The organism is Nocardioides thalensis, from assembly GCF_013410655.1.
Classification (GTDB): Bacteria; Actinomycetota; Actinomycetes; order Propionibacteriales; family Nocardioidaceae; genus Nocardioides; species Nocardioides thalensis.
In genome coordinates this window covers 3609075-3621376 of the sequence record NZ_JACCFP010000001.1, presented here as the reverse complement: position 1 = coordinate 3621376, position 12302 = coordinate 3609075, and the positions used below count along the sequence as shown (strand labels likewise).

Below are 12302 nucleotides of genomic sequence, written 5' to 3'. Positions count from 1 at the left end.
GCTACTTGCTGGCCTTGCGGGCCCGGCTCGCGATCTTCGCCCGCTCGTTCTGGTCGAGGATCACCTTGCGGATCCGCACCGTCTCGGGCGTGATCTCGACGCACTCGTCCTCGCGGCAGAACTCCAGGCACTGCTCCAGCGACAGCTTCTTCGGCGGGATGAGCTTCTCGAAGTTGTCGGAGGTGGCGGACCGGATGTTGGTCTGCTGCTTCTCCTTGGTGATGTTGACGTCCATGTCGTCGGCACGGGAGTTCTCGCCGACGATCATGCCCTCGTAGACCTCGGTCGAGGGCTCCACGAACATCACGCCGCGCTCCTGGAGCGAGGTCATGGCGTACGACGTCGCGGCGCCCGCGCGGTCGGCGACGAGCGAGCCCGACTGGCGGGAGCGGATCTCCCCGGCCCACGGGAAGTAGCCCTCGGAGATCGAGTGCGCGATGCCGGTGCCGCGGGTCTCGGTGAGGAAGTCGGTACGGAAGCCGATCAGGCCGCGGGCGGGGACGATGAACTCCATCCGCACCCAGCCGGTGCCGTGGTTGGTCATCCCCTCCATCCGGCCCTTGCGGTTGGCGAGCAGCTCGGTGATCGTGCCGAGGAACTCCTCGGGGGCGTCGATCGTGAGACGCTCGAACGGCTCGTGCAGCTTGCCGTCGATCTCCTTGGTCACCACCTGCGGCTTGCCGACGGTCAGCTCGTAGCCCTCGCGCCGCATCTGCTCGACGAGGATCGCCAGCGCCAGCTCGCCGCGTCCCTGCACCTCCCAGGCGTCGGGCCGCTCGGTCGGGAGCACCCGGAGCGAGACGTTGCCGACGAGCTCGGCGTCGAGACGGTCCTTGACCAGTCGCGCGGTGACCTTGTGGCCCTTGCCGCCCTTGCCGACGAGCGGGCTGGTGTTGGTGCCGATAGTCATCGAGATGGCCGGCTCGTCGACGTGGATGAGCGGCAGGGCGACCGGGTTCTCCGGGTCGGCGAGGGTCTCGCCGATGGTGATCTCCGGGATGCCGGCGACAGCGACGATGTCGCCCGGACCCGCCTTCTCGCCCGGCTTGCGCTCGAGGCCCTCGGTGACGAGGAGCTCGGTGATCTTGACGTTCTTGACCTCGCCGTCGCGCCGCATCCAGGCGACCTGCTGGCCCTTGCGCAGCTCACCCTGCTTGACCCGCAGCAGCGCCAGCCGGCCGAGGAAGGGCGAGGCGTCGAGGTTGGTCACGTGCGCCTGCAGGGGCGCGCCCTCGTCGTACTCCGGGGCGGGGATGGTCTCGAGGATGGTCCGGAAGAGCGGCTCGAGGTCGCTGCCCTCCGGGAGCGTGCCGTTGGCGGGCTTCTCGAGCGAGGCGATGCCGGCCTTGCCGGAGGCGTAGACGACCGGGAAGTCGAGGGCGTCCTGGCTGTGGTTGTCGTCGAGCAGGTCCATGAACAGCTCGTAGGTCTCGTCGACGACCTCGTCGATGCGCGCGTCGCCGCGGTCGGTCTTGTTGACCACCAGGATCACCGGCATGTCGGCGTTCAGCGCCTTGCGCAGCACGAAGCGGGTCTGGGGGAGCGGCCCTTCGGACGCGTCGACGAGCAGCACGATGCCGTCGACCATCGACAGGCCGCGCTCGACCTCGCCGCCGAAGTCGGCGTGGCCGGGGGTGTCGATGATGTTGATGACCATGCCGTCGGCCGCGTCGGCGCCGAGCAGCTCCTGGGCCGAAGGACCGCGGTAGTGCACCGCGGTGTTCTTCGCGAGGATCGTGATGCCCTTCTCGCGCTCCAGGTCACCGCTGTCCATCACGCGCTCGGCGACGCCCTCGGCCTCGTGCGCGGTGAACGCGCCGGCCTGGTGCAGCATCGCGTCGACGAGAGTTGTCTTGCCGTGGTCGACGTGCGCCACGATGGCGACGTTGCGGAGGTCGGAACGCTGGGTCTTGGACACGAGGGGTCAGCCTATCCGCGCTCCACCCGTCGAGTCGCATCGGCGACTCCGCTCCCAGGCGGGCCTCAGCGGTAGACGCGCACCCAGTCGACCGCCATCTCGCCCTGCCCCGGCAGGCTCTGCGAGATCGGGTACGTCGTGTCGCCGTACCCGTTGGAGAGGACGAGGAAGAACCGCTTGTCGAACGGCTGCGGCGCGACCAGCGGTGCCGACGGCGTCCACGCGCGCTCGAAGCACAGCGCGTCGTCGTAGTAGAACCGCATCACCTCGGGCGTCCACTCGAGGCGGTAGGTGTGGAACTGGGTCGCATCGGCGACCGTGCAGCTCCACGCGGTGTCGGCGCTGGTGCGGCCGCTGTAGTGGAGCGACGGGAAGACCTTGTCGCCGTGCCCCGACCAGTGCTCGGCTACGTCGATCTCACCGGAGTGCGGCCACCTGCCGTAGGTCAGCTCCTGCGGGTAGAGCCACAGGTTGCTCCAGAACCCGGCCTCGCGGGTCGCGGGGTACTTCGCGCGGAACTCGAAGCGGCCGTAGGCCTGGGCGAACCGGTTCCACGTCATCACGGCCCCGCCGGTGTGCCGGGTGCTCCAGGAGCTGGATCCGGTGCTGCACGACAGCGGTCGCGACTCGGTCCGCGCGGTGAGGCGCAGCAGCCCGTCCCTGACCGCGATGTTGCGGCTGGTGTCGACGTAGCACGTGTCGGCCGTCGTCCAGCCGCTGAACGCGGTCGTCTGCGCCCTCCACTTGGCCGGGGCGAGCGACTTGCCGCTGAACTCGTCGCTGAACGTGCACACCCACGGCGAGCCGTCCGCCTTCGTCGGCTGTACGCCGCCGCAGGCCGGGGTGGTGGGCCCGGACGGCGCCGCCTGCGCCGGACCCCCCACAGGACCGGCGCCGGCGACAGCGAGCGAGACCCCCGACGTCGACGTGAGCAGCACCATGGCTGCGCACAGCAGCGACTTCCTCGCGCGCATACCGCGTTCCCCCCTGTGCGGAGCCGCGCCCCCGGCGGCTCCGTGGCGCCTCACGCTAGCGAAGGTCGCGGGCCCGGTGCAGGTTCGGACGTGCACCGGTGGTCTAGTCCCATCGGACTACGTCCCGAGTCGCGGGAGTGCCCGCGCGGGCTGGGTACGCTGCTCCAATGCAGACCATCGGACTCATCGGCGGGATGAGCTGGGAGAGCAGCGCGGCCTACTACGAGCTCCTCAACCGGGGGGTCGAGGAGCGTCTCGGCGGGCTCCACTCGGCGAAGACGGTCATGGCATCGGTCGAGTTCGCCGAGGTCACGGCCATGCAGGAGGCCGAGGACTGGGACGGCGTCGCGCGCGTGCTGACCGCCGCCGGCCAGTCGGTCGAGCGCGCCGGGGCCGACTTCCTAATGCTCTGCACCACGACGTTCCACCGGGTCGCCGAGCAGGTCCAGGCCGCCATCGACATCCCCCTGCTCCACCTCGGCGACGTGGTCGCGCAGGCCGGCAAGGAGAAGGACCTCGAGGCCGTCGCCCTGCTCGGCACCAAGTTCGCGATGTCACGCACGTTCTTCACCGACCGGATCGCGAGCCACGGGCTCGACGTACTCGTGCCCGACGAGTCGCACCACGACGAGCTCAACCGGATCATCTACGACGAGCTGGTCCACGGGAAGGTGCTCGACAGCTCGCGCCGCCAGGTCGTCTCCCTGATCTCCGAGCTGTGGGACGCCGGCGCCGGCGGGATCATCCTCGGCTGCTCCGAGCTCGAGCTGCTCGTCAAGCAGGCCGACTCCGAGCTGCCGGTGCTGCCGTGCACCACCCTGCACGTCGAGGCGGCGCTGGACCGAGCGCTGGGGTAACACTGAGTTACCCCACGCGCCGCCCGCCCGGGAATGCCCGGCGCCCGGCGCTGGTTATCGCTGCGGACAGTTCTGCCGACAGCAGTAGGAGGCCGGGTGCACGGGATCGACAGGGTGGCGATGATCAGCCTCCACACGTCCCCGCTCGACCAGCCGGGCACCGGCGACGCGGGCGGCATGAACGTGTACGTCGTCGAGGTCGCGCGCCAGCTCGCCGAGCAGGGCATCGAGGTCGACATCTTCACGCGCGCCACCTCGTCCGCCCTCGACCCGGTCGTCCGGCTCACCGACGGCGTGACGGTCCGCCACGTCCACGCGGGGCCGTTCGAGGGCCTGACCAAGAACGAGCTACCCGGCCAGCTGTGCGTGTTCGCCCGCGAGGTGCTGCGCACCGAGGCGATGTTCCCGCTCGGCCACTACGACGTCGTCCACTCCCACTACTGGCTCTCGGGCCAGGTCGGCGCGCTCGCCCGCGACCGGTGGGGCGTCCCGCTGGTCCACTCCATGCACACGATGGCCAAGGTCAAGAACGCCGCGCTCGCCGACGGTGACACGCCGGAGCCGGCGCAGCGCGTGATCGGCGAGGAGCAGGTCGTCGACGCCTCCGACGTGCTGATCGCCAACACCGACATCGAGGCGCGCCAGCTGGTGGACCTGTACGCCGCCGAGCCGGCCCGCGTCGAGGTCGTGCACCCCGGCGTCGACACGGCGCTGTTCCGCCCGCTCGACGACGCCGCGCGAGCCGCCGCACGACGCTCCCGGGGCATCCCCGAGGACGCGATCGTGCCGCTGTTCGCCGGCCGGATCCAGCCGCTCAAGGCGCCCGACGTGCTGCTGCGCGCGGTCGCCGAGCTGCTCGCTCGCGAGCCCGGCCTGCGCCGCCGCCTCGTCGTGCCGGTCGTCGGCGGGCCGTCCGGGTCGGGCCTCGACCACCCCACCTCGCTGGCCGACCTCGCGGTCGAGCTCGGCATCGACGACGTCGTGCGGTTCGTGCCGCCGGTCGCCCAGGCCGAGCTCGCGGAGTGGTACTCGATCGCCACGCTGGTCGCGGTGCCGTCCTACAACGAGTCCTTCGGGCTCGTCGCCGTCGAGGCCCAGGCGAGCGGTGCCCCGGTGCTCGCGGCTGCCGTGGGCGGCCTGCCGACCGTGGTGCGCGACGGCCGCAGCGGCCTGCTCGTCGACAGCCACGACCCGCTCGCGTGGGCCGCGGCCATCGGCCAGGTCGCGGGCGACCCGGCGTTCCGGGCCCGCCTCGCCGCCGGCGCCCGCCGCCAGGCCGAGAAGTTCTCCTGGGCCGCGACCGCCGACCAGACCCTGGGTGTCTACCAGCGGGCTCGCGCGCTCATGCGAGAGTCGGCTGCGTGAGCGAGTCCGGTCCCAGCGAGCCCACCCGTCCCTACGACGAGCGCATCGCCGCCGTCGTCCGCGACCATCTCGCCGAGGCGGAGATCGAGTACGACGAGCCCGAGCCGGGCCTGTTCTCGTTCGCCCTGCCGGGGGAGCGCAAGCTGCAGACACCCGTCCGCATCGACGTCGGCCCCCACGCGCTGGGGGTGCACGCGTTCGTCTGCCGCCGCCCCGACGAGGAGCACGAGAAGGTCTACCGCTGGCTGCTCGAGCGCAACCTGAAGATGTACGCCGTCGCGTTCGCCCTCGACCACCACGGCGACATCTACCTCGACGCGCGTCTCCCGCTGGGGGCGGTGGACTCCGACGAGCTCGACCGGCTGCTCGGCTCGGTGCTCACCTACGCCGACGAGTCGTTCAACACCATCCTCGAGCTCGGCTTCGCGACGTCGATCCGCAAGGAGTGGGAGTGGCGCAAGCTGCGCGGTGAGCCGACCCGCAACCTGGAGGCGTTCCGTGGCTGGCTCGAGGCCGGGGACGGCCCGACCGACTGAGGTGCGTCAGGCCGGGGCCGGCTCCTCGACCGGCGCCGCGGTGCGGGCCCGCGGCTGGCGCCGCGCCACGGCCACGCCGACGAGCGCGAGCGCGCCGCCGACGTACGCGATCGTCGGCGGGACCTCGTCGAGGAAGACCAGGCCCATCACGATCGTCAGCGGCGGCACGACGTACGTCGTGACCCCGAGCGACGACGCGGTCATGTGGCGCAGCGCGTAGGCGTAGGTGGTGAACGCGATCGCCGTCGGGAACACGCCGAGGTAGACCAGCCAGAGCGTGGAGGACGCCGGCGCGTCGCCAACCTGGTCGACGAGCTGGCCTGCCCACGGCAGGCAGGCGACCGCGCCGACGGCGCACGCCAGCCAGGTGACGTGGAGCGCGGAGAGGCGCGCCACCAGCGGCTTCTGGAGCACGAGGCTGATCGAGTAGACGACCGCGGAGACCAGGCACAGGCCGACACCGAGCAGGTCGCGGTTGCCGCCGGGGGAGGTGGACAGGCCGATGATGGCGACGCCCGAGAACGCCAGCACCAGCCCCACGGCCAGGTACGTCGTGAACCGCTCCCCGAGGAACAGCGCTGCCAGCACGGCGATCAGCACCGGCGAGACCTGGATCAGCATCGCCGCCGTACCGGCGTCGACGCGCTGCTCGCCGGCGTTGAGCGCCAGGTTGTAGACGCCGAACCACAGCACGCCGATCGCGACGATCGAGCCCCACTGGCGCAGGGTCGGCCGCGGCATCGGCTGCGACAGGGCGACCACGCCGAGCGCGATCGCCCCGACCACCAGCCGACCGAGCGACAGCGCCCCGGCGGAGAAGTCGTGGCCGAGGTGGCGGATGCCGACGAACGCGCTCGCCCAGAGCACCAGCGTCACCGAGACCGCCAGCACGGGCAGCCAGGTGGGTGGGGCGGTGCGCTCGTGCTCGTCGTTCACACAACGACCCTAGGAGTCAGCACCGACGCTCGTCGCGCGGTTTTCGGTCAGCGTTGCACGAGATGCGGCCAGGGCGCCTACGTGGTGCGAGCTGATCGGGTCTCGATACGCGCGGTCGCGGGCTCGTCCCTCGCCCGCGCGCGCACTCGACCTCTTCGCCTTGTCCGCCGGACCTCGTTCCTCGGTCCGACGGAGGCTCAGACGTCGAGCTTATAGCCCAGGCCGCGGACGGTGACGAGGTACTTCGGCTCGCTGGGCTCGGGCTCGAGCTTGGCGCGCAGCCGCTTGACGTGGACGTCGAGGGTCTTGGTGTCGCCGACGTAGTCGGAGCCCCAGACGCGGTCGATCAGCTGGCCGCGGGTGAGCACCCGGCCGGGGTTGCGGAGGAACATCTCCAGCAGCTCGAACTCCTTGAGCGGCAGCCGCTGCTCCTGGCCGTCGACGGTCACCACGTGCCGCTCGACGTCCATCCGGACCGGGCCGGCCTCGAGGGTGTCGGGCATCAGCTCCGCGTCGACGCCGCGGCGCATGACCGCGCGGATCCGGGCGACGAGCTCGCGCGGCGAGTAGGGCTTGGTGACGTAGTCGTCGGCGCCGAGCTCGAGGCCGACCACCTTGTCGACCTCGTCGTCCTTCGCGCTGACCATGATCACCGGCACGTTCGAGGTCTGCCGGATCGTGCGGCAGACCTCGGTGCCGGGGATGCCCGGCAGCATGAGGTCGAGCAGCACGATGTCGGCGCCGTTGCGGTCGAACTCCGTCAGCGCGGCGTTGCCGTCGGCGGCGATCGCCACCTCGAACCCTTCCTTGCGGAGCATGTAGGCGAGGGCGTCGCTGTAGCTCTCTTCGTCCTCGACGACAAGCACTCGGGTCACTGGTTGTTCTCCTGACTTCTCACTGTCCCGCCCGCCACCCCGCGGGCAGCGTGGTCGGGGTACGGCGCCGCATCGAGGTGCGGCACCGGGACGGGGGCGGTGTCGCCCTCGTCGTCGACGGGCGCCGGCGGCGCCTCGTCGAGGGTCCTGTGCTGATGCTGGGGCAGGGAGAGCGTGAACGTCGACCCCTGCCCCTCGACCGACCACACGCGGACGTCGCCGCCGTGGGTGGCCGCGACGTGCTTGACGATGGACAGGCCGAGGCCGGTGCCGCCCGTCGAGCGGTGGCGCGCGGGGTCGACCCGGTAGAAGCGCTCGAAGATCCGGTCGATCTCGTCGCTGGGGATCCCGATGCCCTGGTCGACCACCGAGATCTCGACGAAGCCCTCGACGCTGCGGGCCCGCACCAGCACCTTCGAGCTCGGCTCGGAGTAGGCGACCGCGTTGGCGACGAGGTTGGCGACCGCCGCCGTGACCTGCTCCTCGCTCCCGAGCACGGCCAGCCCGGGCTCGGTCTCGGCGACGACCTGGATCGCCTTGGCGTCGGCGTCGATCGAGCTGGTGTCGATGGCGACGCCGATGATGTGCTCGATGTCGAGCGGGTCGGGCGACTCGACGGGCTCGTCGCCCTGGAGCCGGGAGAGCTCGATGACCTGCTGGACCAGGTGGGTCAGCCGGTCGCTCTCGGTGAGCATCCGGTCGGCGAAGCGCTGCACCGCCTCCGGGTCGTCGGCCGCGTCGTGCACGGCCTCGGCCAGCAGTCGGATCGCCCCGACCGGCGTCTTCAGCTCGTGGCTGACGTTGGCGACGAAGTCACGGCGGACCTCCTCGATCCGCCGCTCGCGGGTGCGGTCCTCGACGAGCGCCAGGACCAGGCGGGGGCCGATCGGCGCGACCCGCGCGGTGACGTGGCGGGCCGGGCCGTTCTGCCGCGGCACGATCAGCTCGGTCTCACGGATCTGGCCGTCGCGGCGTACCTCCTGGACGAGCTCGCCGAGCTTGTCGGACACCAACGAGGTGCCGCGCACGAAGCCCATCGCGAACGCGGGAGCGGACGCCTTCACGACCACGTCGTGGTCGTCGACGACGACCGCGCTGCTGCGCAGCACGGACAGCACGGTTGCCACGCCTGCCGGCAGCCGCGGTTCCTCGGTGGCGGGCTGCCGATGCTGCTGCCGGTCACTGATGTGCCAGGCGAGGACGGCGCCGCCTGCCACCGCGGCCCCGAGCAGCGCGGCCAGGAAGGCCTGCGTCGTCGGATCCACGTCTTGATCGTACGGCGACCGCACCGGGCGCCCCGGAATCGTGGACGCCGACGTAGGGGATGTTCACCGCCCGTTCACCGAGGCTCGCTGATTGGTCAACTGTCGGCCTTAGCCTGACTTACATGCGTGAAGCCTTCCACGAGCAGCTCGATGCGATCTTCCTCGACCTCGCCGCCATCTGCGCGCAGGTGGAGTCCCAGGTCCGCCTCGCCACCCAGGCCCTGATGACGGGCGACGCCGCGGTGGCCGAGCAGGTGATCAGCACCGACATCGAGATCGACCAGGCGCGCGAGCGCGTGGAGGACAACGCGTTCGAGCTGCTCTCGCTCCAGCAGCCGGTGGCGCGCGACCTGCGCACGATCGTGGCGGGCCTGCGCATCGTGAGCGAGCTGGAGCGGATGGGCGACCTGTCCGTGCACGTCGCGAAGATCGCCCGGCTCCGGGTGCCCGACGTCGCGGTGCCCGCGGAGGTGCAGCCGACCATGCAGCGGATGGCCGAGGTCGCCGAGGCGATGGTCGTGCGCGTGCACAAGGTCCTCAACGAGCGCGACGTCGACGCCGCGCTCTCGCTCCGCGAGGCCGACGAGGAGATGGACCAGCTGCGCCGCCGCAACTTCAGCGAGCTGCTGGGCGACGACTGGCCGCACGGCGTCGAGGCCGCCGTCGACCTGGCGCTGCTCGGCCGCTACTACGAGCGGATCGCCGACCACGCCGTGTCGGTCGCCAACCGCGTCGTCTTCGTCGTCACCGGCGAGAACCCGGCCGCCGCGGACGTCTGAGGCCGCCCTGCTCACCGGGACTCGCTAGCCCACCGGATCTCGATACACCGCGTCGCGACCTCGTTCCTCGGTCGCGGCGGCACTCGATCTCGCCGAGCCCACGCAGCGGGCTCGTTCCTCGCGCGCTCCTGCTCAGCGACCCTGGTTGGCCACGGCCGCCGAGGCGGCTGCGGCCGCCTCGGGGTCGAGGTAGGTGCCGCCGGCCACGGTCGGCGCCAGCGTCGCCTCGTCGAGCTCGTAGACCAGCGGCATGCCCGTCGGCACGTTCAGCCCGGCGATGTCCTCGTCGCTGATCTGGTCGAGGTGCTTGATCAGCGCGCGGAGGCTGTTGCCGTGGGCGGCGACGAGCACCGTGTTGCCGGCCTTGAGGTCGGGGACGATCGACGCCTCCCAGTAGGGAAGGAACCGCGCGATGACGTCCTTGAGGCACTCGGTGCGGGGCATCTCGTCACCGAGGTCGGCGTACTGCGGGAGCCCGACCTGGCTGTACTCGTCGTCGTCGGCCAGCGGGGGAGGCGGTACGTCGAACGAGCGGCGCCAGAGCATGAACTGCTCCTCGCCGTACTCCTCGAGCGTCTGCTTCTTGTCCTTGCCCTGCAGCGCGCCGTAGTGGCGCTCGTTGAGCCGCCACGAGCGGCGCACCGGGATCCAGTGCCTGTCGGCGGCGTCGAGCGCGAGCGCGGCGGTGTTGATCGCGCGCCGCTGGAGCGAGGTGTGGACCACGTCGGGCAGCACGTCGGCCTCGACCATCAACCGGCCGCCGTTGACGGCCTCCGCGCGACCCTTCTCGGTGAGCGCGACATCGACCCAGCCGGTGAAGAGGTTCTTGGCGTTCCACTCGCTCTCGCCGTGGCGGAGCAGGACCAGCGTGTAGGTCATCAGTGACCGCCCTCGCCGGCGGCGGGGGTCTCGTGCTCGCAGAGGTACGTCGCGTCGCCCTCGGCGGCGTGGTCGCCCTCGGCGGCGTGCTCGTCCTCCGCGTGCTCCTCCTCGGCGGACGGCGAGGCGTCACCGGAGGTCTCGCTCTCGGGCAGCTCGACGTCGGCGTAGTGGAAGCAGTGCTTCACGACAGGGACGTTGATGTCGACGGTCTCCCCGGTGCTGAACTCGTAGACGAGCGGCAGGACCTGGCCGGCGGAGAACTCACCGGAGACCGGAATCTCCACGTCGCTGCTCAGGTTGATCCGCCCACCAGGGGCGATCTCGACGCCCTTCACCTCGGCGGTCAGCCCGACCTCCTCGGACGTCACGGCGTCCAGCGAGGCGTCCTCGGCGTTGTTGTTGGCGAGGGTGCCGATCAGCCGGCCGTGGCCGTCCTCACCCGCGACGATCATCGCCCCGAGCACATCGACGGTGCCCTCGCGGTCGTGCATCCCGGCGCCGTACTGGGTGACCCGGTCGGTCGGGTAGTCGAACCCGCACGACGTCAGCGCGCCCGCGAGGGGGAGCGCCAGGAGCAGCGCGGGGATCGTCGATCGACGGTGGAGCATTGCGGCAGGCCTCCGCTGGTCAGGTGCAGTTCTCGGGCGGCCACACTCTAGTGGCTCCGCTCCGAGCGCTCGCACGCCGGTCGTCAGCGGGTGAGCCCGTCGCGCGCCCCGAACACCGCGAGCAGCACGACGATCACGGCTGTGTAGACGCTGGACAGCATCAGCAGCCGGGTGGCGCCCAGCTTCAGGCCGAGCTTCAGCGGCAGGTAGGTCCAACCCTCCGCGTGGTCGGCCACCAGGCCCCACACGGATCGCGTGAAGTGGACGCCGATGCCCAGCAACGCGGCGAGCACGACGATCGACACCTCGGGCGGGTCGCCTTCCGCCTGGCCGCCCCACCCGCCGTACGACAGGTAGGCCGGCAGCATGCCGAACGACACGACCCACGACCAGAACGACAGGAAGCCGGTGCGGAACAGCACGTTGCCGAGCATGCCGACGGCGACCGAGCCCATGTAGATGCACCCCGCGGTGAGGCCGGTCGTGACGGCGAGCGGGAGCAGCACCCAGAACGCGGCGATGATCGCGTACCAGACCGTGCCGGGGTCGAGACGGCCGTCGGCGACGGGCTTGCCGGCGATGTTGTTGTCGCGGTCGTGCCGGCGGTCGACGACGTCGTTGTGCCAGCCGAGGATCGCCTGGCCGACGAGGACGGTGACCGCGATGACGCCGACCTCCTTCGGCGAGCGGCCGGTGAGGATCGCCACGCCCGCGAGGCTGAGCGCGGTGATGATCGCCTGCTTGGGGTGGCTGGACTGGAGGAGCAGCAGCGGCGTCCACTCCCGCAGCGAGAAGCGGTCGCCGATGCCGCCTCGGGTCGCCGTCGCTCCGGAGGGTACGGCGGCCGCGGCCGTCGTGGCGCCGGCCCCGCCGGCCCCGTCGTCATCGCGATCGCCGTCGAGGACGAGCGTCTCGGCGTACGCGTCCTCCGGCTCGGCGTCGAGGTCGTCGGCCGGGTCGCCCGCGTAGCCCTCGTCGTAGGGGTCCTCGAGGTCCTCGTCGGCCGCGTGGTCGGTCGGGTCGGGCCCGGCGGACATCGCTCCTCCAGCAGCCGGGGCGTCGTCGGCGTCGTCCGGCAGGTCCGCAGGCTCCTCCGCGCCGTCGGGGTCGTCTGCGGGGGCCTCGCCCCGGGCGAGACCCGACCACTCGTCAGCGGTGATCGGCGCGAACCGGGAGGTGTCGTCCTCCCCGGCCGGGTCGTCCCCCTCCCCGGCACCGCCGCGACGTCGCCAGCGCTGCAGATCAACCATGACGAGCAGTATTGACCACGATCCGGATCCCCGCGCCGACCCGGCGCCGGTTGGACG

Annotated in this window: 12 protein-coding genes; 4 read left to right on the top strand and 8 right to left on the bottom strand. The window is 71.4% G+C overall.

Going from position 1 to position 12302, the window contains the following annotated elements:
- Position 1 precedes the first annotated feature (1 nt).
- Entirely contained in the window at positions 2–1918 is a 1917-nt protein-coding gene (typA, locus tag HNR19_RS17625; RefSeq protein WP_179669122.1) for a translational GTPase TypA, read from the bottom strand.
- Between the two features lie 65 nt (positions 1919–1983).
- On the bottom strand, positions 1984–2892 hold the full coding sequence (locus tag HNR19_RS17620; RefSeq protein ID WP_179669121.1) for a glycoside hydrolase family 16 protein: 909 nt from the start codon (positions 2890–2892) through the stop codon (positions 1984–1986).
- A 167-nt stretch (positions 2893–3059) separates the two neighbouring features.
- On the opposite strand from HNR19_RS17620, the gene HNR19_RS17615 reads away from it, so the two are divergent.
- The 3 genes from HNR19_RS17615 to HNR19_RS17605 all read left to right on the top strand — a co-directional run bounded on the left by HNR19_RS17615 (position 3060) and on the right by HNR19_RS17605 (position 5650).
- Complete coding sequence (locus HNR19_RS17615; RefSeq protein ID WP_179669120.1) at positions 3060–3749, top strand: aspartate/glutamate racemase family protein; 690 nt, start codon at positions 3060–3062, stop codon at positions 3747–3749.
- A 96-nt stretch (positions 3750–3845) separates the two neighbouring features.
- Positions 3846–5114, top strand: a complete 1269-nt coding sequence (gene mshA / locus HNR19_RS17610) for a D-inositol-3-phosphate glycosyltransferase (RefSeq protein WP_425490685.1) — start codon at positions 3846–3848, stop codon at positions 5112–5114.
- Positions 5111–5650, top strand: coding sequence for a type III secretion system chaperone family protein (locus tag HNR19_RS17605; RefSeq protein WP_343047259.1), 540 nt, complete (start codon positions 5111–5113; stop codon positions 5648–5650). Before mshA ends, HNR19_RS17605 begins: the two co-directional genes overlap by 4 nt.
- 6 nt (positions 5651–5656) lie before the next feature.
- Here the strand turns inward: HNR19_RS17605 and HNR19_RS17600 are convergent, their stop codons facing one another.
- From HNR19_RS17600 to HNR19_RS17590, 3 genes are all read right to left on the bottom strand, one after another.
- On the bottom strand, positions 5657–6586 hold the full coding sequence (locus HNR19_RS17600) for a DMT family transporter (RefSeq protein WP_343047258.1): 930 nt from the start codon (positions 6584–6586) through the stop codon (positions 5657–5659).
- 197 nt (positions 6587–6783) lie between these two features.
- Positions 6784–7461 carry a response regulator gene (locus HNR19_RS17595; protein ID WP_179669118.1) on the bottom strand — a complete coding sequence of 226 codons (678 nt, stop codon included), beginning with the start codon at positions 7459–7461 and terminating at the stop codon, positions 6784–6786.
- Positions 7458–8726, bottom strand: coding sequence for an ATP-binding protein (locus HNR19_RS17590; RefSeq protein WP_179669117.1), 1269 nt, complete (start codon positions 8724–8726; stop codon positions 7458–7460). Before HNR19_RS17590 ends, HNR19_RS17595 begins: the two co-directional genes overlap by 4 nt.
- Positions 8727–8848: 122 nt before the next feature.
- Between HNR19_RS17590 and phoU the strand changes: the two genes are divergently transcribed.
- The gene (phoU, locus tag HNR19_RS17585; RefSeq protein ID WP_179669116.1) at positions 8849–9505 is read left to right on the top strand and encodes a phosphate signaling complex protein PhoU; all 657 of its coding nucleotides are present in this window, start codon (positions 8849–8851) and stop codon (positions 9503–9505) included.
- A gap of 132 nt (positions 9506–9637) precedes the next feature.
- Here phoU and HNR19_RS17580 read toward each other — a convergent pair whose 3' ends face one another.
- The 3 genes from HNR19_RS17580 to HNR19_RS17570 all read right to left on the bottom strand — a co-directional run bounded on the left by HNR19_RS17580 (position 9638) and on the right by HNR19_RS17570 (position 12245).
- Positions 9638–10384 (bottom strand): phosphoglyceromutase, encoded by a 747-nt coding sequence (locus HNR19_RS17580; protein ID WP_179669115.1) that lies wholly within the window; start codon positions 10382–10384, stop codon positions 9638–9640.
- The gene (locus tag HNR19_RS17575) at positions 10384–10995 is read right to left on the bottom strand and encodes a hypothetical protein (protein WP_179669114.1); all 612 of its coding nucleotides are present in this window, start codon (positions 10993–10995) and stop codon (positions 10384–10386) included. Before HNR19_RS17575 ends, HNR19_RS17580 begins: the two co-directional genes overlap by 1 nt.
- 83 nt (positions 10996–11078) lie before the next feature.
- Positions 11079–12245, bottom strand: coding sequence for a UbiA family prenyltransferase (locus HNR19_RS17570; RefSeq protein WP_179669113.1), 1167 nt, complete (start codon positions 12243–12245; stop codon positions 11079–11081).
- Positions 12246–12302: the final 57 nt, after the last annotated feature.